The 20,738-nt window shown below is 57.0% G+C and carries 23 protein-coding genes; 14 read left to right on the top strand and 9 right to left on the bottom strand.

Annotated elements, in window-relative coordinates; all coding sequences use genetic code 11:
• The first annotated feature begins 151 nt into the window (after nt 1-151).
• From MY069_RS12490 to MY069_RS12500, 3 genes are all read left to right on the top strand, one after another.
• The gene (locus MY069_RS12490; RefSeq protein WP_482796705.1) at nt 152-496 is read left to right on the top strand and encodes an antibiotic biosynthesis monooxygenase family protein; all 345 of its coding nucleotides are present in this window, start codon (nt 152-154) and stop codon (nt 494-496) included.
• Between the two features lie 124 nt (nt 497-620).
• Nucleotides 621-968, top strand: a complete 348-nt coding sequence (locus MY069_RS12495) for a PilZ domain-containing protein (RefSeq protein ID WP_482794118.1) — start codon at nt 621-623, stop codon at nt 966-968.
• A gap of 26 nt (nt 969-994) precedes the next feature.
• Nucleotides 995-1,330 (top strand): hypothetical protein, encoded by a 336-nt coding sequence (locus MY069_RS12500; RefSeq protein WP_482794119.1) that lies wholly within the window; start codon nt 995-997, stop codon nt 1,328-1,330.
• 7 nt (nt 1,331-1,337) lie between these two features.
• Here MY069_RS12500 and MY069_RS12505 read toward each other — a convergent pair whose 3' ends face one another.
• Nucleotides 1,338-1,823, bottom strand: a complete 486-nt coding sequence (locus tag MY069_RS12505; RefSeq protein ID WP_482794120.1) for a flavodoxin family protein — start codon at nt 1,821-1,823, stop codon at nt 1,338-1,340.
• Between the two features lie 88 nt (nt 1,824-1,911).
• On the opposite strand from MY069_RS12505, the gene MY069_RS12510 reads away from it, so the two are divergent.
• Nucleotides 1,912-2,367 (top strand): thermonuclease family protein, encoded by a 456-nt coding sequence (locus tag MY069_RS12510; protein ID WP_482794121.1) that lies wholly within the window; start codon nt 1,912-1,914, stop codon nt 2,365-2,367.
• Here MY069_RS12510 and MY069_RS12515 read toward each other — a convergent pair.
• The 4 genes from MY069_RS12515 to MY069_RS12530 are packed head-to-tail and all read right to left on the bottom strand — an operon-like array spanning nt 2,350 to nt 4,789.
• Entirely contained in the window at nt 2,350-3,045 is a 696-nt protein-coding gene (locus MY069_RS12515; protein WP_482794122.1) for a TIGR04282 family arsenosugar biosynthesis glycosyltransferase, read from the bottom strand. The genes MY069_RS12510 and MY069_RS12515 overlap by 18 nt on opposite strands.
• Nucleotides 3,042-3,239, bottom strand: coding sequence for a DUF2283 domain-containing protein (locus MY069_RS12520; RefSeq protein ID WP_482794123.1), 198 nt, complete (start codon nt 3,237-3,239; stop codon nt 3,042-3,044). The genes MY069_RS12515 and MY069_RS12520 overlap by 4 nt, the downstream gene beginning before the upstream one ends.
• Before the next feature lie 23 nt (nt 3,240-3,262).
• Nucleotides 3,263-3,949 carry a TIGR04283 family arsenosugar biosynthesis glycosyltransferase gene (locus MY069_RS12525; RefSeq protein ID WP_482794124.1) on the bottom strand — a complete coding sequence of 229 codons (687 nt, stop codon included), beginning with the start codon at nt 3,947-3,949 and terminating at the stop codon, nt 3,263-3,265.
• Nucleotides 3,950-4,789, bottom strand: a complete 840-nt coding sequence (locus MY069_RS12530; protein ID WP_482794125.1) for a uracil-DNA glycosylase — start codon at nt 4,787-4,789, stop codon at nt 3,950-3,952.
• A gap of 96 nt (nt 4,790-4,885) precedes the next feature.
• Between MY069_RS12530 and MY069_RS12535 the strand changes: the two genes are divergently transcribed.
• Entirely contained in the window at nt 4,886-6,565 is a 1,680-nt protein-coding gene (locus MY069_RS12535) for an electron transfer flavoprotein-ubiquinone oxidoreductase (RefSeq protein ID WP_482794126.1), read from the top strand.
• A 14-nt stretch (nt 6,566-6,579) separates the two neighbouring features.
• Complete coding sequence (locus MY069_RS12540; protein WP_482794127.1) at nt 6,580-7,155, top strand: hypothetical protein; 576 nt, start codon at nt 6,580-6,582, stop codon at nt 7,153-7,155.
• A 60-nt stretch (nt 7,156-7,215) separates the two neighbouring features.
• On the opposite strand, the gene MY069_RS12545 is transcribed toward MY069_RS12540, so the two are convergent.
• The 4 genes from MY069_RS12545 to MY069_RS12560 are packed head-to-tail and all read right to left on the bottom strand — an operon-like array spanning nt 7,216 to nt 11,815.
• Nucleotides 7,216-8,172: a glycosyltransferase family 4 protein gene (locus MY069_RS12545; protein ID WP_482794128.1), complete on the bottom strand. Its 957-nt coding sequence runs from the start codon at nt 8,170-8,172 to the stop codon at nt 7,216-7,218.
• Nucleotides 8,172-9,059 carry a 4-(cytidine 5'-diphospho)-2-C-methyl-D-erythritol kinase gene (locus MY069_RS12550; RefSeq protein WP_482794129.1) on the bottom strand — a complete coding sequence of 296 codons (888 nt, stop codon included), beginning with the start codon at nt 9,057-9,059 and terminating at the stop codon, nt 8,172-8,174. Before MY069_RS12550 ends, MY069_RS12545 begins: the two co-directional genes overlap by 1 nt.
• Nucleotides 9,056-10,798 carry a tetratricopeptide repeat protein gene (locus tag MY069_RS12555; protein ID WP_482794130.1) on the bottom strand — a complete coding sequence of 581 codons (1,743 nt, stop codon included), beginning with the start codon at nt 10,796-10,798 and terminating at the stop codon, nt 9,056-9,058. The genes MY069_RS12550 and MY069_RS12555 overlap by 4 nt, the downstream gene beginning before the upstream one ends.
• Nucleotides 10,799-10,852: 54 nt before the next feature.
• On the bottom strand, nt 10,853-11,815 hold the full coding sequence (locus MY069_RS12560) for a polyprenyl synthetase family protein (RefSeq protein WP_482796706.1): 963 nt from the start codon (nt 11,813-11,815) through the stop codon (nt 10,853-10,855).
• Nucleotides 11,816-11,978: 163 nt separating this feature from the next.
• Between MY069_RS12560 and MY069_RS12565 the strand changes: the two genes are divergently transcribed.
• From MY069_RS12565 to ppdK, 8 genes are all read left to right on the top strand, one after another.
• Nucleotides 11,979-12,188 carry a putative signal transducing protein gene (locus tag MY069_RS12565; RefSeq protein WP_482794131.1) on the top strand — a complete coding sequence of 70 codons (210 nt, stop codon included), beginning with the start codon at nt 11,979-11,981 and terminating at the stop codon, nt 12,186-12,188.
• The gene (locus MY069_RS12570) at nt 12,185-12,922 is read left to right on the top strand and encodes a tRNA1(Val) (adenine(37)-N6)-methyltransferase (protein ID WP_482794132.1); all 738 of its coding nucleotides are present in this window, start codon (nt 12,185-12,187) and stop codon (nt 12,920-12,922) included. The genes MY069_RS12565 and MY069_RS12570 overlap by 4 nt, the downstream gene beginning before the upstream one ends.
• A gap of 74 nt (nt 12,923-12,996) precedes the next feature.
• Nucleotides 12,997-13,899, top strand: coding sequence for a glycine--tRNA ligase subunit alpha (locus MY069_RS12575; RefSeq protein WP_482794133.1), 903 nt, complete (start codon nt 12,997-12,999; stop codon nt 13,897-13,899).
• Nucleotides 13,896-14,333, top strand: a complete 438-nt coding sequence (locus MY069_RS12580; RefSeq protein WP_482794134.1) for a hypothetical protein — start codon at nt 13,896-13,898, stop codon at nt 14,331-14,333. Before MY069_RS12575 ends, MY069_RS12580 begins: the two co-directional genes overlap by 4 nt.
• Entirely contained in the window at nt 14,330-14,692 is a 363-nt protein-coding gene (locus MY069_RS12585) for a cupin domain-containing protein (RefSeq protein WP_482794135.1), read from the top strand. Before MY069_RS12580 ends, MY069_RS12585 begins: the two co-directional genes overlap by 4 nt.
• Before the next feature lie 131 nt (nt 14,693-14,823).
• Complete coding sequence (gene glyS / locus MY069_RS12590; protein ID WP_482794136.1) at nt 14,824-16,941, top strand: glycine--tRNA ligase subunit beta; 2,118 nt, start codon at nt 14,824-14,826, stop codon at nt 16,939-16,941.
• A 121-nt stretch (nt 16,942-17,062) separates the two neighbouring features.
• Nucleotides 17,063-17,356, top strand: a complete 294-nt coding sequence (locus tag MY069_RS12595) for a GIY-YIG nuclease family protein (RefSeq protein WP_482794137.1) — start codon at nt 17,063-17,065, stop codon at nt 17,354-17,356.
• Between the two features lie 518 nt (nt 17,357-17,874).
• On the top strand, nt 17,875-20,481 hold the full coding sequence (ppdK, locus tag MY069_RS12600) for a pyruvate, phosphate dikinase (RefSeq protein ID WP_482794138.1): 2,607 nt from the start codon (nt 17,875-17,877) through the stop codon (nt 20,479-20,481).
• Nucleotides 20,482-20,738: the final 257 nt, after the last annotated feature.

Raw genomic sequence — 20,738 nt, forward strand, 5'->3', positions numbered from 1 at the left:
GGGTGCGGTTAAGCCCGATCAGCTCACTTGCCGAAAATCGCAAGAAACGGGTGGCATCATTGGGAGAATCTATGAGTGTATCGCGCTGGGACTGGGTCGAACCGACCTAAAGCCCAATGCACTCATGTTTAAGAAACGAGCAGTTGCCACCATGGACGGTTTTTCAAAAACACCAGACCCCCCTTATTACGCCGTGATTTTCACGAGCACACTTGGCGAAAATGACGAAGGGTATGACGCCATGGGGCGGGCTCTGGTCGAACTCGCAGAACAACAGCCCGGATATCTGGGCATCGAAACCACAAGAGGCGCAGACAAGCTCGGCATCACCGTTTCTTATTGGAGCGATGAAGAGAGCATTCTCGCCTGGAAACAACAGACCCAGCATTTGCTCGCGCAGAAAAACGGGATCGACAGATGGTATTCGCACTATGAGCTGCGGGTCGCCAAAGTCGAACGGGCTTATAGTGGGCCGATTGGTCGGTCGGTAGAGTGACACCGCGATTGGTCCCGAGTGGTCTCCGGTACTGACAAACCTTTCAACTGCAGTACCTCATTTATAGGTAATTCAACTTTAACGCGATTTCGGCTATTCTGTTGGAGTAACTGAGATTTGCGCAATGTTTTCGTCAAAGTCGAAAAACAAAATCAACATTGAACGGGCCGTGAGCGGATCGGCGCGCCCGGTCCCTGTTGTGCGTCCCAGTGTCAATAATCGACGCGGACCTCGCAAAGGCGTTTGGTGTGTCTGCGCCATCGAGACGCGGGGCGGTGAGGTACGCGAGGGCGTGATTGTCGATATTTCCAAAACCGGTGCGCGGATTCGGTTTCGGAGCCGCGGCACGCTCCCAAAAGTGGTGCGCATTAAAGCGTCGCGTATCGGATTGGCCCGGTTTGCCCGTGTGGTTTGGCAATCTGAGTTTGACGCCGGAATTGAATTCGTGCCTGATAATCGCGTCGCGGGTTAGCCCGTGAGGTAATCAGGAACCTGGAGATGACCCGAGCAGATCTCATTGCTTTGTTCGAAAACGCGATCGCCGCGTCGGACCAGATTGAGCGCAAAGGCAAGGCTAATCCCTACACGTCCGCCAATGGGCATATGTTCTCACAGATCAATAAAGACGATCAGCTCGGCATTCGCTTGCCTAAACCCCGACAGGCCGAGCTTTTGGAGGAATATGGTGCCGGGCCATTTAAGTCCTATGGCGCGACCATGCGCGATTATGTTTGCCTGACCGATGAGATGCTGGCGGCGGATGGCTTCGTCACTCAACTGCTCGAAGAGGGCTTCGCCTTTGTCAGCGCGATGCCGCCGGGTGGAAAGAAATAGCGCGGATCTAAAAAACGCCCATTGCGAGGCCGGCACCCAGCGCTGTTCCCAGTTCGCGACAGCGTTCAAGATCGGTCTCAGGAATGTGCTTTCGCGCAAGAATTTCGGCTTCGGTTTGGGCATGGGTGCAGATGATCAAGGGCGCCTGCACTTGTTTGAGCCGCCAACCCGTGGCGATCCGGGCGGTTTGGCGCGCCGCGTTCTCGCCATCCGACCCGGCACAGATCATTTGTGCATAGGGCCGGCCTTCGAGCTTCCCGAGCACCGGATAATAGCACCGGTCAAAAAAGGCTTTCATTTCACCGGATAGGGCGGCGAGATTTTCTGGTGCAGCAAACAGATACCCGTCCGCCGCAAGCAAATCCTCAGGCGAGGTATCTTCCGCGCGTTGCAGGCGGGTTTCGATTTCGTCTTTTGCGGCTTGATAGGCTGCCTCCGCCATTTGCCGGGTGCCTTGGGTGCGCGTGTGATAGACGATGAGCAAATGTGCCATAGCCGGTGACTATTCGGTTTTTCCGTAAAGGTCTCCCGAAAAGACGAGAGCGGTCCAAAATCGATCCGAATCACTTCAATCGGAGCGTGTGAAAACTGCGTTACTACTTTTGCTCGTGCCGCTCGCGGCCTGTTCGGACTCTGTTGCTAATCAAATCATAGCGACATCGGAGAGTTCAATCTATTGGTCGGACGGGGATAGCGGCCGGATTGATGGTGTGAAGTTCCGATTGGCCAATGTCGATGCACCGGAGACGGGCGGCGTTGGTGCTCGAGGCGGGGCGAAATGCGAGTTTGAGCGCGAGCTGGGCTTTGACGCGAAAGCCTTCATGGTTGAGCTGACCCGCGATGCTGAATTGGTCATCACCAGCAATTCGGGCCCAGATCGGTATAAGCGAGAGGTCATAACGCTGTCCGCGAACGGGCAAGATGTCGGCGAAGCCGGAATCGCTGCGGGTCATCTGGGCCCTTGGCCGCACCGCGGACGGCGTGCGCTGACCAAAAAACCGAATTGGTGCGGTGAGCTGTCAGCCGCGACCGAATAAGCGCGCAAACAAGCCAGGTTTTTTATTCGCGTCTGCTGTTTGGGTCTGTGCTTCCGCATGCGCATCGACCTCTGCTTCATGGCGGCCTTGCCAAATGGCCCAGTCTTTCGAGTCGTCAATATCGATCAATTGCGGGAGCAGGGCGATTGATGCATCCGTGGGCAAATTGGCCCAGACGTCTTCCATTGCGTGTGGGCCCGACCAGCGGACGTCGTAAAACGGGCTTTTCGTGCGGGCCGACTTGTTGATCCCGAAGAGCCAAAATCCGCCATCTTGAGCGGGGCCGAACACCGCGTCATGGCGGCTAAGCTGCCGGATCGCTTGGCGCAGCAGGGCGGCCGAAATGTCTGGGGCGTCGCTGCCAATGAACAGGACCGGACCGGCCGGGGCTTCGCGCAGGCCTTTGCTCAATCGGTCACCAAGATTGCCTGGCCCTTGGCTGCGGCGCTCAAGATGGACCGGCCAAATCCCGCCTAAGGAATTGTCGAGCTCTTTATCCGGTGCGGTGTAGAGCACGGTGTTCCAAGGCCCTTGCAAGGCAGCACGCAGGGTTTTGGCTTGCAATGCGGTTGCGATTCGACGCGCCGTGACCGGTGAACCGAGGTCTTTGGCCAAGCGCGTTTTCGCAAGCCCAATCCGCGGTGGTTTGGCGAAGATCAGTATGTGTGGGCGTTTCATCGAACCACTTCTATTCCGATAACTCTGTTATGCTCGTCCACATCGAGAATGATTTGTAATCCGCGCAGACTTTCATCTAGAGCGAAAACATCAATTGAGCGGCTCACGCAACCTGGCGTCCCAGCCCCGGGGTGATCCGGCAAATAGATATAGCCGGCTTCTAATTCATCGTCCCAGTTTGCATCCAATGTCATGGCGTGACCTTTGACCGAATTGGTTATTTATACAATTTGGCGAGCTTTTCCGGATTCGCGCCTAGCCAATAGCGGGCGACCAAATAGACATTCCGCCAGCTGCGTGTGCGCCAGCCATCGCGCTCATATTTCGATGCATCGGTGCGGGCTTCGGCCGACAGAATTGAGAGGCGCTTCTTGCCAATTGCCCGAATGATTTGGACGTCCTCCATAAATGTCGTCTCGGGATACCCGCCAATCTCCTGATAGAGTTTGCGGGAGATGAGCAGGCCCTGATCGCCATAAGGTAAGCCCAATGCCCGGGCCCGCCAATTGGCCCGCCGCGCCACTCGTTTCGCCATCGGATGATCCGATCGATAGGCCAAAGTGAACGCGGCGGCTTTATCGATGCGCTCAGACATATGGGCTTTGGCGCGCTCGGCCCAATCTCGCGACAGCGCGGTGTCCGCGTGCAGGAAGAGTAACCAATCGCCCCGCGCGGTCTCGACCCCATGGCGCATTTGCGCGGCGCGGCCTTTTTGTGGCGCAGACGTCACCTTCGCGCCTGCACCTTCCGCCAGGCGCCGCGTTTGGTCTTCGCTGCCGCCATCAACCAGGATGACTTCCCTGATCAGACCTGCTTCCAGTCCAGGCATCAACGCGCTTAGGCAAAGCGGCAGAACGGCTTCAGCATCTAAGGCTGGAATAATGATCGAAAGTGGGGCGGGCATTTATGGCGATACGCCCATTTCGTTGAGGCGCGCTTGCACGAGCAAAAGATCCCGCCAAGCGCGGCTCTTATCCTGCGGGCGGCGGAGCAAATAGGCGGGATGGAACATCGGGATGAGCGGCGCTTTGGTCCCGGCGGGCGTTTCAAACGGGCGCTCTGAGCCGCGCAGCCGCATGATGCCAGTCTTTGAATTGAGCAGCGATTTCGCGGCCACGCCGCCGGTGGCGATGATGATTTTTGGCTGCGCGAGATCGACCATGCGGTTCACAAAAGGGCGGCAGACGGCAAGCTCGTCGGCTTCGGGATTGCGATTGCCTGGCGGGCGCCAATAATTGACGTTTGAGATGAGTGTATTCGACTTGCGGTCTAGCTGGATAGCGGCCAGCATTTTGTCGAGAAGCTGCCCGGCTTTGCCAACAAAGGGCAAGCCTTGCCGGTCTTCCTGACCGCCCGGGCCTTCGCCGAGCACCATAACCGGCGCGCCAATTGTGCCATCATAGACGACGGTTTTCTCGCAGAGCTGTTTCAGCGGGCAGCCATCAAAGCTTTCAATGGCGGCCTTTAGGGCTTCAATCGAATCAGCCCCCGCGGCGAGTGATTCCGCTTCTTGGATCCAATCATGCAGCGATTTATTGCCAGACTTCCGCGAGCGCCGCCCGGAGGCTGGCGCAGGCGCTTCAGATACGGCCGCCGTCTCGCGCTCAGACGGTGCAGGCCCAGTATTGGCGCTGGTTTTCGCCTGCGTCGCACGCGCAATTTCACCCGTATCGACATCAACACCCATCTCCTCCCACCATGCGGTGAGCGCCTTTAACGCTGCGGCAGAGGCATTTTGGGGCATTGAGACCTTGTAAACTTTGGCTAAAGAGGTGCTCAGATACTGGAATATACCTAGGTGGCGCGCAAGTCCGGCCGCCAGCTTGTGAGGAGAGAATTGATGAGCGAACGCGAATCTATGGAATTCGACCTAGTGATTGTTGGCGGCGGGCCCGCTGGTCTGGCGGCTGCGATCCGAGCCAAACAATTGGCCAATGAAGCTGGCGAAGAACTTGAAGTCGTTGTCCTCGAAAAAGGCGGCGAGATTGGCGCCCACATTCTCTCAGGCCTCGTTCTCGATCCTAAGGCACTCGACGAGTTGATCCCAGATTGGCGTACGCGCGATGATCGTCCGATTCGCACGGAAGTTGGCGCCGATACTTATAAACTGCTCGGACCAAACGGCTCCTTGCCGATGCCAACCTTCGCTTTCCCACCCTTCATGCACAATCATGGCTGCTATATTGGCTCGCTGGCGAATGTCTGCCGCTGGCTCGGCGAACGCGCCGAAGAACTCGAAGTGCAAGTCTTCCCAGGCTTTGCGGCCTCTGAAGTCGTTTATGGCGAGAATGGTGAAGTCCGCGGCGTCGTCGCGGGCGTCATGGGCATCGCCGAAGATGGCAGCCACAAGCCAGACTATGAGCCCGGCATGGAACTGCTGGGTAAATATGTGATGTTCGCCGAAGGCGCGCGCGGCTCCTTGACCAAAGAAGTCAAAGCCAAATATGACCTCGAAGCCGATTGCGATCCGCAAAAATACGGCATTGGCCTGAAAGAAGTTTGGAAAGTTCCAGCCGATCATCCGGAATTTAAATCGGGGTTTGTCCAACACACATTTGGCTGGCCGGTAAAAGAAAAAGACGGTTCGGGCGGCGGCTTCCTCTACCACTTCTCAGAAGGCGGCGAGAACTATGTCTCAGTCGGCTATGTGGTGCACCTAAACTATAAAAACCCGCATCTGTCGCCCTATGATGAGTTCCAGCGCTACAAGCATCACGACGATATCTCGAAATTCCTCAAAGGCGGCAAACGCGAAGCCTATGGCGCGCGCGCGATCACTTCTGGCGGCATCCAGTCGATCCCGAAACTGTCATTCCCCGGCGGGATGTTGATCGGTTGCTCGGCGGGCTTTGTGAACTTGCCGCGGATCAAAGGCACGCACAATGCGATGAAGACCGGCATGTTGGCGGCTGAAGAAGCAGTTGGCGCGATCCGGGCCGAGCGTTCGGGCGACGAGCTCTCAACCTATGATCAAGCGGTGCGCGATAGCTGGGTCTGGACCGACCTTGCCCGCGTCCGCAATGTGAAGCCGCTCATGGGCCGGTTCGGCACGATGCCCGGCGCGGTGCTGGGGATGCCCGACATGTGGATGCGTTATCTGGTTGGCTTCGGTTACATTCCGCAGCTCAAGCATGGCAAAGCGGATCATGAATATCTCAAGCCCGCGAGCAAATGTAAGCCGATCGAGTATCCAAAACCGGATGGCGTGCTGAGCTTTGACAAGTTGACCAATGTGTCCTTCACCAACACCTATCACGCCGAAGACCAGCCAAAGCATTTGAAAGTTGGCGATCTCGGCCTGCAAAAATCGTCAGAGCTCGATATCTTTAACGGGCCATCGGCGCGTTACTGCCCGGCGGGCGTGTATGAATGGGTGGAAGAAGACGGCCAGCCGCCACGCTTCCAGATCAACTCGCAAAACTGCATCCATTGTAAGACTTGCGACATCAAAGACCCCAATCAAAACATCAATTGGGTCACCCCTGAAGGTGGTGGCGGTCCGGCTTATCCAAACATGTAATCTGCGGGGCGCCGATGCGAGAGTTTAGCTTCAAACCGGCGCCCGTCCGCAAAGAACAGATCTGGGCGATCAAAGATGATCACCTGATGCGGCGAGGGGGATCGGCAGCGCTCAACCTCGCTAAGGTGACCAGCGCGAGCTGGAACACGGTGAGTTATCGCGGCACGAGAAGCGCCTGGCTGCACCTGCAATCTGAAGCGGGCACCACCAAAATCGAATATACCGATCATGGCGGCGCGCGCGACGAATTCTTCGGGCTGATCCAAGCCATTCTACAAGTGTTTGAGCGCGCCAATCCCGAGCTGGAGATTGAGTACGGCTATTCCGCACCATGGCGGGTCGCTTTGTTCATTCTCGGCCTGCTTGGAACAGTGGGCGGGCTATTCTTTATCTTTGCGGGGCTCACCAATATGACCGGGCGCGGGCAGGTTGAGGCGACGATTGTCGGCGGCGCTTTGGTGATTTTGATGTTGCCGGTGGCTTGGACCTGCCGCCCGAACCTGCAGGCCGCAAAGCTCAGTTCTGCGGCCCTATCCGCTGAGATCGCTCAATTGGGAGGTTCGCCGGTGCCGGATCCAGAGGACGCTTAGAGCAATCCAAAGCCCCCAAAACACAGCAAATGGAGCAGCCCCGCCCGCGACTGACGCAATCTAGGCCATGGCGCCGGTTGTGGCGGCAAGGCCCCAATAAAGAACGGCAGTTTCCAAATGCGACCAGCCGCTTGCAATCAAGCGCTGATAGGCGTGATCGAGATGCGCTTCGAGCCAATTGCGGCCATGCTTGGCGCGCCAAATCAGGGTCATCAGCACATCGACTAAAAAGGGCAGGGCGATGGTGGCAATCGTCCAAACATTGAGTCCAGAAGCCAATCCAAGCCCGGCAAACAGAGCGCCCAAGCCCAAAGCGCCTGCATCGCCTGCATATAGCGTTCCGCGCAAATTGTGCATTAGAAACGCCCCAATCGCACCGAGCACCGGGAACCACCAGATAGACAGGCTCCAGTCGCCAGCCAGGGTCGCGGTCGCGGCTAAAGCGGTTCCCATGATGGCCAAGCTCCCAACCGCCAGCCCGTTTGAGCCATCCATAAAGTTCGCAGTATTGACCATTACGATCAGCCAAGCGGCGCTGCCCGCGATGAGCACAGCCGGCGTTTCGATATCTCCAAATGGCGTCGTGAGTTCAGAGGCCCGCAAGCCCATGACGGCTGCCATCAGCGCGGCGAGAGCTAGAGTAATCAGTTTAAGCTTTGTATTGGCGGTCCAGATATCGTCCCAGAGCCCAATCAAGAAACAGATGGCGACAAAGCAAAGGGCCAGGCCGAGCGGAGCGTTGCTTTGGTACACATCCGCCAGCAGCTCAGAAAAAATGGCGACTGGGTCGGCGCCATAGCCGACCATCAGAGTGACAAATCCTAGCGCCATCCCAATAAGCGTGCCGAGAAGGATCGCCACGCCGCCAAGTCTTGGAACGGGCCCAGATTGGGTTTTGCGCGCACCATCGGGTGCGTCGACAATCCCGGTCCGTTTGATCAACGCGCAGGCGAACAATCCCGCGGCGAAACTGATGGCGGTAAATCCGGCTGGGACAATCCAAACAGTCGCGCTCATCAGGCGCCGCCCAACAGCGTTGACTTGACCCACCAGGTGGGATGTTGGGCGCTGAGCATTCTCGCGCCATCGGCGGCGATGTCGAGACTGTCAAAGAGCGCAAAACAGGTGGCGCCAGAGCCGCTCATTCTGAGGGTGCGTATGCCCGGCAGCGTCTGCAACGCAGCAAGGGTCTTAGTGATCTCAGGGTGCATGCTCATCGCCGGAGATTGCAGGCTGTTGCGCGTATTCTCGTTGAGCCAAGTTTGGAACGCGCGCGTCGCGGTGCGATTATCAGGCAAAGGCGGATGTTCTGGGATCTCACTCGGCGCGGTCTCGTCATAGGCACGAAAGACTGGGCCGGTTGGGCAGGCGATGCCAGGATTGACCAGAACAGCAGGGAGCTTGGGGACACTCAAGACCGGCTCGAACACGTCCCCTTCGCCGGTCATGAAGCCTGGTAGGTTGATCAAGCAAGCTAAAACGTCTCCGCCCAAAAGCGGAGCAATCGTCTCGGCCAAAGCTTGCACGCGATCACCGCCATGCGCGCGGATGATCAGACGCAAAGCGGCCGCGGCATCGGCTGAGCCACCGCCAATACCTGCCGCGCAAGGGAGGTTCTTCTTCAGCCGAAAAGCGAGCGGCGGGGCATTGCCGTCGAGCGCATCATTCATGGCGCGCGCGGCTTGCAGAACGAGATTGTCTCTCGCGGGTCCGGACTCTTTCGCATAGCGGCCGTCCACGGCGAGGCTGAAATGGCTGGCCGGTTCTGCAGTCAGGATATCGGCGACGTCACTGTCGCAAAACGTGACCAGCGAAACCAGATCATGTCGTCCATTATCTTTTGGTGGGCCGACATGAAGCGAAAGATTGACCTTAGCTGGCGCGAAGTCTTGCAACTGGCTCATGGATAAGCAGGGATCGGATCTTGGGTGGCGGCTTGTAGCAACGCGATACCGCCATCCAATTTCTTGCGTAGACGGCTAATTTCTTCGTCATCGGTGGCGTACTTCAACGCGCGTTCCCATTGGAAGCCTGCTTCTTTGAACCGGCCGACCTGCCAATAGGCATCGCCCAGATGGTCTAAGACTTCGGCCAGATCTGGCTCGAGGGATGCGGCGCGCTCGAGATAGAAAATCGCGCGCTCATAATTGCCCATTTTATAATGCGCCCAGCCCAAACTGTCGGTTATAGCGCCATTGTTCGGCGCTAGCCGGAGCGCTTGTTCAATCAGGTCGAGCCCGTCTCGAAGATTTATCCCGCGATCAATCCAGCTATAGCCGAGATAATTCATAATGGTTGGATCATCCGGGTTCAGCGTCATCGCGGTTTTCAGATCATTTTCCGCCGGTGGCCATTCGCCCAGCCGTTCCCTGGCGCCGCCGCGCGCAAAATAGATGCGCCAATCATAGCGGCCCGCTGCTTCGTCGGCGTCGATGACCTCCGTGAATGTCGCCTCTGCCTCACCGTCGCGTCCGAGCGATTGGAGGAGATCAGCCAGCTGAATGCGGATATTGCGATTGTCGGTCTGGATCAGCGTTTTCCGCGCGACTTTCAGAGCCTCCATATCTTGGCCTTCGCGGCGCAGCGCCCAAGCCAGCTGGCCTTGTGCGCTGGTATGATGGAGCGAGCTTTCTGGGATCGATTGCAGAATTTCGATCGCTTCAGGCCGACGGTCAGCATTATCGAGCGTGTCCGCCCATAGCGTTTTCGCGACATGCAAATCTGGATCAAGATAAACCGCCATGGCGAAATACACTGCCGGTGCATCGCCTAAAGCCTGAGAGGATTGTGGAGCGGTTGCCAAATAGAATGAAAGCGCGGTGCCTTGTGCCGCGGTGAATTCAGGGAAGGGTGCAACCGTACCGGCTTCGATCTCATCAGCGAGCGCTAGGAGGGCCGGATGGCGGCCAACTTCCTCGCGGAACACGCTCAGCCGTGTCAGCGCGGTGTCTGTTTCGCCTGCGAGTGCCAATAGTCGAGCCTCGGCTTCCACGCCCATGGCGAGGCGCGCATCGACAGACCATAGGAATTCAAAGTCTTCCCGCGCTCCGGCTTCATCACCGACGCTGGCTTTCATGATCGCGCGGAGCGTTTGCCCGATCAGCGCATAAAGGCCTTCAGTCCCACCGGCTTGGCTTTGCAGGCTGATCGCGGTGTCGGGATCTTCTTCGAGCAAAGCCCAGGCGGCGAGGCTGCGGGCCAGCATGGCGTGATAAACGCTGCTCCAAGGCGTTGTGAGATAAGAGAACGCATCATCATTATCTCCGCGCTTAACCGCATCGACTGCGAGCAAAAGCCGCGGGAGTTCGGTCTGTAAGATCGTCTCTTGAGGCAATCGCTTTGCGAGTTTGACCGCGCGTTCGACCTCGCCGACACGCATCACCGAAAATATCGCCTGTTCGGCAACCCAAGGGTCATCAGAGACGCTGCTCAATAGGCGCGCATAATTTTGTGCGGATTTCAGAGGATCTTCAGTGAGGCCCGCATATTTCGCGACAGCAAATGTGCTGAGCGTATCGATATCGCTGCGCAATTTGGTGGCCGCTTCAGCGCGTTCGAGCAAGCTCGGATTGACGGACCGGCTGACCGACGCGCACGCGGTGATGGCTAGACACGAAGCAGAAAGAGTCAAAATACGCCACATGCCCGTACTGTCTCAGCCTCGGAGGTTTCAGGCAAGTAAATCTGTGCGAATTAATTAGTGAACGCGGCTAACGCAGAAATCGGCCAAATCAGAGAGCGCATCGCGCCAAGCGCCTTCCGGCAACGTGCGCAGAGCAGCCTTAGCGAGATCCGCATAGGCTTGCGCTTCAGCGACCGTGGCTTCGGCGGCGCCAGTTGAGCGAATGAGATGAATCGCGTGCGCTAAATCGCTTTCGTCTTGGGTCTCGATATTCAAAGCGCGATCCCAAAACGCTTGATCTTCAGCTGAGCCGCGACGCCGGGCGATGATCACAGGCAGGGTCGACTTGCCTTCTCGGAAATCGTCGCCAACCGCTTTGCCGATCACGGATGTGGTGCCGCCATAATCGAGCGCGTCATCAACGATCTGAAAAGCGAGACCGAGATTTTTACCGTAAGAGGCGAGCGCTGCTGCATGGCCCTCGCCATCAGGGCCTGCCGACAATGCTCCAGCTTCCGCGGCCGCTTCAAACAGCGCGGCGGTTTTGGCTTCGACAATGGTTAGATATTCTTCAGTCGGTAGATCGGTTCGGCTGGCAGCGGCCAGCTGGCGAACTTCACCCTCTGCGATCACCGACGACGCGTTGGACAAGATCCGCAAGATTTCCAAATTGCCGGTTTCGACCATCAGTGTGAACGCGCGTGCAAACAGGAAGTCACCGACCAGAATGGATGCATTATTACCCCACACATTCTTAGCGGCTTTTTTGCCCCGGCGCAGATCGCTATCGTCAACCACATCATCATGCAGAAGTGTGGCCGTGTGAATGAACTCAACCGCTGTCGCCAGGGCGTGGGTGCCTGGATTGGTGCCGCCGCAAACATGAGCGGCAATCAGCGTAATCATCGGCCGGAGCCGTTTGCCGCCAGCTGACACGATATAACCCGAGAGATTTGGGATCACATCAACCGGGCTTTTCGCGCGCTCAACCAGCAATCGTTCTGTCGCGTTTAAGTCATCGGCAAGCATAGACTGCATGCGATCAACAATATCAGCATAGCTGGGCGTTTCAGAAGGATGGGTTTGGGCGGTCACAACCGTGGTCCTATTCCACTTTTACGGGTTTATCCATACATTAGCGCAAATGTGATCATGCGCAGCTGCGGTATGCCACCGCATGCGGCATTTTGGAGACCGAGTTTTGGAAGAAGTCTTTCGCACCAATGATTTAGTGAAGCTGTCTTATATCAAGCACATCCTGTTTGAAGAAGGGATTGAGCCCTTTGTGTTGGATGAACATACAGCCATGATCGATGGGCGCGGGCCAATGGTGCCGATCCGGATCACGGTGCGCTCTGATCTTGCCGACCGGGCCCGCTTCATTTTGCGCGACGTGGAGAAGGATGCGTGAGCGAGATCACGTGCGATGATTTCTATGAGGGCCGGGTAAAAGTCTATCAGCCCGTAAAAGGCTTTCGGGCCGGCACCGATAGTTTGCTGCTCGCGGCGGCCCTTGATGGCGTATCGCGTGGGCGCGCTTTAGAAATTGGGTGCGGGGCTGGCGGAGCGCTCCTGCCAGCGGCGTATCGACTGGCTGACCTGCATTTCACAGGTTTAGAGCGCGATGCCGACATGGCCGCGCTTGCCCGCAAAGGTGTGGAGGCGAATGGCTATTTAGGCGTGGTCGAGATCGTTGAAGGCTCTGCCGCGTCGCTTCCGGCGGTCTGGCAGAATGGCTTTGATCTGGTCTTCGCTAATCCGCCCTTTTTCGAGACCGGCACCATTCCCGCGCCCGGTACAGGGAAAGAGGCGGCCTATCTGGAAAGCGTGCCGCTGAAAGACTGGATCAACGCAATGCTGTTTGCGCTGCGGCCCAAGGGGACATTTGTGATGGTCCATCGCGCGGCAGATCTCGCCCGGATCTTATCCGTGCTTGAGCGCCAAAGCGGGGAAATCACCGTTCTGCCGGTCCATTCTTATCCTGGTGCAGAGGCAAAACGGGTCCTGGTGCGGGCGCGCAAAGCCCTGCGGCCTGGGCCCATGCGCCTATTGGAGTCAAAATACCTCTACACAGACAAAGGCGGCGGGCGCACTGACTGGGCGCTTGGGCTGCAGCGCGACGGCACGGGCATTGACTGGAAATAGCCGGGCTCCAAGCTTGCCCCCGCGGCCAGACGGGAGTAGGCGAAAGCTCTGAATTTCTGAAGACTGAATGAGCCATGACTGCACCTGTTGCCAAAGCCAAACCAAAATCGTTTCAAGACCTGATCTTGCGCCTGCAGAATTATTGGGCCGAGCAAGGCTGTGCGATCCTGCAGCCTTATGACATGGAAGTCGGCGCGGGGACTTTGCACCCTGCCACCGTGCTGCGGGCGCTTGGACCGAAAGACTGGCGCGCGGCTTATGTTCAGCCGTCTCGTCGTCCTGCCGATGCCCGTTATGGCGAGAACCCGATGCGGCTCGGCCATTATTACCAATATCAAGTGATCCTGAAGCCCAACCCGAAAAACCTGCAGGATCTTTATCTGAACTCGCTATACGAGATCGGCATTGATCCGACCGTGCACGATATCCGCTTTGTTGAGGATGATTGGGAGAACCCCACGGTTGGCGCGTGGGGGCTTGGCTGGGAAGTTTGGTGCGACGGGATGGAAGTCAGCCAATATACCTATTTCCAACAAGTTGGCGGCTTGGACGTGTTCCCGGTCTCGGGCGAGCTGACCTATGGGCTTGAGCGTCTCGCTATGTATGTGTTTGGCGTCGATAATGTCTATGATTTGCCGTTCAACGCGCCAGACAGTCCCACGCCGCTATCTTATGGCGATGTCTTTATCGAGAATGAGCGTCAGCAATCGGCCTTTAATTTCGAGCATTCCGATGTCGATATGTTACAGCGCTGGTTCGGTGACTGCGAAAGCCAATCCAACGCCTTGCGCGCTGCAGGGAAACCGCTCCCAGCGTATGATTTTGCGCTGAAAGCCAGCCATGTTTTCAACTTGATTGATGCGCGCGGGGCGATATCGCCGACCGAGCGCCAAGCCTTTATTGGCCGTGTGCGCGATCTGGCGCGCGGCGCAGCAGAGCAATGGGCGACCCAAGAGGCGGAGCGCGCTGAAGCATGACCCGGGCGCTGTTCGCTTTTGTCATTCTGGCTGTGGCGGCGTGTAGTCCCACGCCTGGCTCACCCGCGCTATATCAAGATCGAGATATGCAGAACGCGGTCTCTGAAGCGCGACAAAACCTGCCGGTATTCTTTGAGGCGTGGCGGAGCGGCATTGGCGACTATTCCGACTTCCGCGTGACGGTGATTATGCCCTCCAGCGCTTATGGCCGTGACTATGAAGAGCTCTCTAATATTCGGGCGGAGTTTGCGGGATTTATCGGTGAGACGTCTGGCGGCAAGGATGTGCCGTTTCTGACCGCCGATATTGCGGACTGGCGCTTCAAGGATGGCGAGCGGTATCGCGGCGGGTATACCCGCCGGGTGATGTTCGACATGACCGATGCAGAGATGCCAAATATTCGCGCGCAATTCCATGAGGAGCCCTTGCCATGAGCAAAGTGAACCTGGCTGATAAGTTTGAGAAATTCTCGGATCATTGGCAGCCGCGTCTGGCGGGCCGGGTCAATGATATGGATGTTCGCTTAGTCAAGATCCAAGGCGATTTCGATTGGCATTCGCATGCCGAGGAAGACGAGATGTTCGTCGTCATCAAAGGCGAGATGCGGATGGCGTTTCGCGACCGGGTCGAAACCGTAAGCGCGGGTGAGTTCATCATCGTGCCGCGCGGGACCGAGCATCGCCCCGGCGCGGATGAGGAATGCGAGATCATGTTGATCGAGCCGTCTTCTGTCGTGAACACAGGCGATGGGGACGCGACCGCGCGCACCGTGACCGAAATGGAGACGATCTAGGCATTGCGCTGAGCGCGGTCCTCCTGAGTTGCGCAGAGAAACACCGCTTGTGCGCCCGCGATCAGGCCGCTAAACGCGCCTTCGGACCAATCGTTAGACATCAAATTTAGAACCAAACATTCTGGGCTGATATGGCTGAACTTTTTCTCGAAATCTTCTGTGAAGAGATCCCCGCGCGGATGCAGGCGAAAGCCGAACGCGACCTCGCTGAAGCTCTGACCAAAGGCTTGAACGCGGCGGGGCTGAGTTTCGGAGAGGTCACCGCTATGTCAGGCCCGCGGCGGTTGGCTGTGTCGTGCGCCGATGTGCCTGCCGGATCTGAAGATGTCAGCGAAGAACGCAAAGGCCCTAAAGTTGGCGCACCGGAAAAAGCGGTTGAAGGCTTTCTACGCGGCGCCGGCCTGACTTCGATTGATCAGGCTGAGGTTCGCTCAGATCCCAAGAAAGGCGACTTCTATGTCGCCATGCGGACCGTTCCGGGTCGCGCCACACCGGACATTGTCGCTGAGCTGGTGCCGGATCTGATGCGCAATTTCCATTGGCCGAAATCCATGCGGACAGGCCGCGGCGAGATGCGTTGGGTGCGCCCGCTGCAGCGGATTGTCTGTCTGTTTGATGGCGCAGTGGTGCCGTTTGAAGTCGACGGCATTGCCAGCGGCAATGAGACCGAAGGCCACCGCGTTCATGGCCGCGGGCCTTATACGGTCACCGGGCTTGCTGATTATGTGCAGCAGTTGAGCGGCGCAGGACATGTCTTGCTGACGCGTGATGACCGCCGTGCAAAAATTGAGGCGGACGCCAAAGCGATTTGCGAAAAGCATGGCCTCGAACTGGTTGAAGACAAAGGCCTGCTCGAAGAGGTCGTGGGTCTTGCGGAATGGCCAAATGTCATTCTCGGCGAGATGGATCCGGCTTTCTTAGAGCTGCCGCCAGAAACCATTCAGCTCTCGATGCGGACGCACCAAAAATATTTCGCGGTGCGCGACCCGAAAACCGGTGATCTGGCGCCGAACTTTGTTGTGGTCGCAAACATTACTGCGGCCGATGGCGGCAAGGCGATTGCGGCCGGGAACCGGAAAGTCTTGTCAGCTCGTCTCGAAGATGGCCGCTTCTTCTGGGAGAATGACAAGAAAACCGGGCTGGAAGCGATGACGCCGAAACTGGTGAAAATCGACTTTAAGAAAGAACTCGGCACGATTGCTGACAAAGTCGAACGCGTTGCGGCTTTGTCGCGCGAGCTGGCGCCAAAAGTCGGCGCTGATCCGGATTTGGCCGAACGTGCCGCGAAGCTCGCCAAGGCCGACCTGGTTTCTGAAATGGTCTATGAGTTTCCTGAGCTCCAGGGCGTCATGGGCCGGTATTATGCGATCGAAGCGAAAGAAGATGCGCGCGTCGCCGACGCCATTCGTGATCATTATAAACCGCAAGGCCCCTCGGACGCGGTGCCAAGCGAGCCGGTTGGGATCGCCGTCGCGCTCGCCGATAAACTCGACACATTGGTTGGGTTTTGGGCGATTGATGAGAAGCCGACCGGGTCTAAAGATCCGTTCGCACTGCGTCGCGCGGCGCTAGGTGTGGTGCGGATTTTGTTGGAGGATGAGGTTCGGACAAAACTGAAAGAAGTATTTGGAATGGCCGAATTCCAGCGCCAAAACCAAACGTCTCTTCAGATCAAAGGAGGACCTGCGGCCGGAATGCACCGGGGATCGTTTGATGAAGCTCATCTCCTCGCCTTCTTCGCCGACCGTCTCAAACAATACCTTCGTGACCAAGGTCAGCGCCACGATTTGATCGATGCGGTCTTTGCGCTCGGCGAGGATGATTTGGTTCTGATCGTGAAGCGCGTCGAAGCGCTCGCGCGTTTCCTCGAGAGTGAAGACGGGACCAATTTGCTGGCGGGTTCTAAGCGCGCGGCGAACATTCTTCGCGCTGAAGAGAAGAAAGACAAAACCAAGTTTACTGGCGCGGTGAATGAGAGCCTGCTCGATGCAAAAGCAGAGAAAGCACTATTTAAGGCGGTCTCTGAGAGTGCGGCTGCGGCGCAGGCGGCTTTGGCGAAAGAAGATTTCGGCGCGGCCATGTCGGCCCTGGCAAATCTCCGCGCGCCAGTGGATGCGTTCTTTGATGGGCCAGATAGCGTCATGGTCAATGCGGAGGATTCAAAGGTCCGCGAGAACCGGTTAAACCTGTTAAATATGATGCGCGAAGCCATCGGCACTGTCGCTGACTTTTCTAAGATTGAGGGGTAATCCCCGGGTTCCGGCGACGCCAGCGTAGGCTGGGGTCTAGGGACCGTTTCAACCTCTGAGTGCTCGTGGGGATGATTTGTCCCTGGATACCTGCCTCCGCAGGTATCGGCGGGGTTGGGTTATGGAGAAGCAATTTTGGGTCTATCTTCTGGCCAGTCAGAAGAATGGCACGCTCTATTGTGGCCATGCTGATGATCTGGTGCGCCGGGTCCATCAGCATCGAGAAGGGCGTGGGAGCGCCTTTACCCGCAAATATAGAGTGACTCGGCTTGTTTGGTGTGAACCCCACGATACGCGAGAGAGCGCCAAAACCCGCGAATATCAAATCAAAGCCTGGAAACGCGCGTGGAAAATCAGACTGATCGAAGAGACCAATCCCAAATGGGACGATCTGTTCATGCGCCTAAACCAATAAGTCCCTTAGCCCAAAAGCGATGGATCTGTGGCGAGGACCACGCAGAGTGCGATGGCGCTGAGTGCGGTGAATGTGTTGAGCGAGATTATGTCGCGCAGTTTGATTTTGGTCATCAGCCCTAGCCTCGTCTTGTGTGCTCTCAATATGTGCACTGATTCCATCACAGTCATTGCCTGTGCGTCTCACAATGCTTCACGAGTTTGCGATGCCTTGCCTGAACCTAAGCTGACTGGGGTGTTTTTACTGTGTCATCATGTTGCGGTGCAGCAACAATAATTTTCCTTTATCGGGACATTTCTGCTGATTTTGCGCAAGAAATTTCGGTGACAGCGTAGTCAGTGGAAATAGCGACTTGATTCTGAGCGCTAATCGTGGCGCTTGGCTTGCATTCAAGACTCATGCGAGAGGCAGAGCCGCCCCTCAAAGGTCAGACGGAGGACAGTATGGGTGATGGCGCGGGTGTAGAGACCAAATGGGTCTACTCTTTCGGCGGTGGGAGCTCTGACGGGAGCGCAGCAATGAAAAATTTGCTGGGCGGAAAAGGGGCGAACCTAGCCGAAATGGCGAGCCTTGGTTTGCCAGTTCCTCCTGGTTTTACCCTGACCACAGACGTTTGCACGGCGTATTACGATTTGAACGAGGCCTATCCGGATGGGCTCGACGAGCAAGTTGATGCGGCGCTAAAAGCGCTAGAGGCGAAGACCGGCAAGACGTTTGGCGATGCGGCCAACCCGCTATTGGTTTCTGTCCGCTCCGGCGCGCGGGCGTCGATGCCTGGGATGATGGATACTGTCCTGAACCTCGGCCTCTCTGAAACCACCGTCCAAGGCCTCGCGGCGAAGGCCGGTGAGCGCTTTGCTTATGACAGCTATCGCCGGTTCATTCAGATGTACTCAAATGTCGTGCTTGGCCTGCGGCATGACACGTTCGAATATCTGCTCGACGATTATAAAGACAGCCAAGGCTTTGAGCTCGACACCGAAATGGAAGCGGGCGATTGGAAGACGATTGTCGGCCAGTATAAAGACGCGGTTCAGGAAAAGCTCGGCAAGCCGTTTCCAGACGATGCCCGCGAACAGCTTTGGGGCGCGATTGGCGCAGTGTTCGGGTCATGGATGAATGATCGCGCGATCCTGTATCGAAAGCTGAATGATATCCCGGCCGAATGGGGCACCGCGGTGAACGTCCAGTCCATGGTGTTTGGAAATATGGGCGAAACGTCTGCGACTGGCGTGGCGTTTACCCGCGATCCATCCACGGGTGCCAACACATTCTATGGCGAGTTCCTGACCAATGCGCAGGGCGAAGATGTGGTAGCGGGCATCCGCACACCAGCACCAATTAGCCGAGCGCGCGCGGATGAACTTAAATCAGATGAGGCCCCGCTCGAGGAGGTGATGCCTGCGGTCTACAAACAGCTGACCGATGTCGCCGATACGCTGGAAGCGCATTATCGGGATATGCAGGACATCGAATTCACGGTCGAAGACAATGTCCTCTACATGCTGCAAACTCGAAACGGAAAGCGCACGGCCGCTGCCGCCCTGCAAATCGCGGTCGATATGGCGAAAGAAGGCCTGATCAGCGAAGAAGAAGCGATCCTTCGTCTTGAGCCCGCTCAGCTTGATCAGTTGCTGCACCCAACCATTTCACCCAATGCGGTGCGGGATGTCGTGGTCAAAGGCTTGCCAGCGAGTCCAGGCGCGGCTGTCGGACAAGTTGTGTTCGATTCAAACGAAGCGGCGCACCTCGCAGAGGCTGGGCGCGCAGTTATTCTGGTTCGGGTTGAAACCAGTCCGGAAGATATTCACGGCATGCACGCTGCTCGTGCGATTGTAACGGCGCGCGGCGGCATGACTTCGCACGCGGCTGTGGTTGCGCGCGGCATGGGCCGGCCGTGTGTGTGTGGCGCGGGCAATCTGCAAATTGATACCGAAGCTGGCGTGTTCCGCGTCGGTGACAGGGAAGTGAAAAAGGGCGACATCATCACTGTCGATGGCGCCGAGGGCGAGGTTCTGTTCGGCGAAGTTGAGATGCAGCAGCCGGACCTGTCTGGCGATTTCGGCTTGCTCATGGGCTGGGCCGATAAGGTCCGCAAACTCAATGTACGCACCAATGCGGAAACTCCGGCTGACGTCAAAGTGGCGAAAGAGTTTGGCGCTGAAGGCATCGGCCTGTGCCGGACCGAACATATGTTCTTTGACGCTGACCGGATTCCAGTTGTGCGCAGCATGATCTTGGCGGGGACGAAGCCCGGTCGCGAGGCGGCGCTTCAGAAATTGTTACCCATGCAGCGCTCCGATTTCGAAGAGATCTTTCGGATTATGGGCGGGCTGCCGTGCACGATCCGCCTGCTAGATCCGCCTTTGCATGAGTTCATGCCGCACACCGATGCGGAGATGGAAGAAGTCGCCCAGGCCTCTGGGATGGATGTGAAAGCTCTGAAAGCGCAAGCGGATGCGCTGCATGAGAGCAATCCAATGCTCGGCCATCGCGGCTGCCGGCTCGGCATTACCTTCCCTGAAATCTACGCCATGCAAGCGCGAGCGATATTTGAAGCCGCCGTCGCGATTGCTAATGAAAGCGGTTCCAAGCCGGTGCCAGAAGTGATGATCCCGCTGGTGGGGACGCGCAAAGAGCTCGATATCCTGAAAGCGGTTGTCGATGCCGAAGCCCAAGCGGTGTTTGCTGAGACCGGAACCACGCTCGATTATCTCGTGGGCACGATGATCGAGCTACCGCGCGCCGCGCTGCGAGCGGGGCAAATCGCTGAAACGGCTGAGTTCTTCTCCTTCGGGACCAATGATCTCACGCAGACCACTTTGGGCATTTCGCGTGATGATGCTGGCCGCTTCCTGACCGCTTATGAAGAACAAGGGATTTATGAAAAAGATCCATTTGTGACGATTGACCAAGAAGGGGTCGGCGAATTGGTCCGGACCGCAGCGGAACGGGGCAGGGCGACACGGAGCGATATTAAGCTTGGCATTTGCGGCGAACATGGCGGTGATCCCGCTTCGGTTATCTTCTGTCACAGCCTTGGTTTGGACTATGTTTCTTGCTCTCCGTACCGGGTCCCAATCGCCCGATTGGCCGCTGCACACGCGGTTTTAAAGCAAGGTTAGATTCGCCAAACAGTGAATTTGTTCCGGATTCGCAATAAATTGTGATCGCCTGGAGTGTTGCGTTTCCGCAACAGTCGCGATTCTGAGTGAAAATTAACCATGCTGCGCTGCATCAATGAATCTGTAATAGATTCGGACGTTTAGCGGCGTGTATGGCCAAAGATGACGCATTCATCATGAATTCAGTCACCTTTCAGTACCAAAAATGTGCAATTAGCGGGTGTTTATAGAATTGATTTTCTAGGCTGGCAGGAAAT

This window comes from Hyphomonas sp. ske169, from assembly GCF_056850855.1.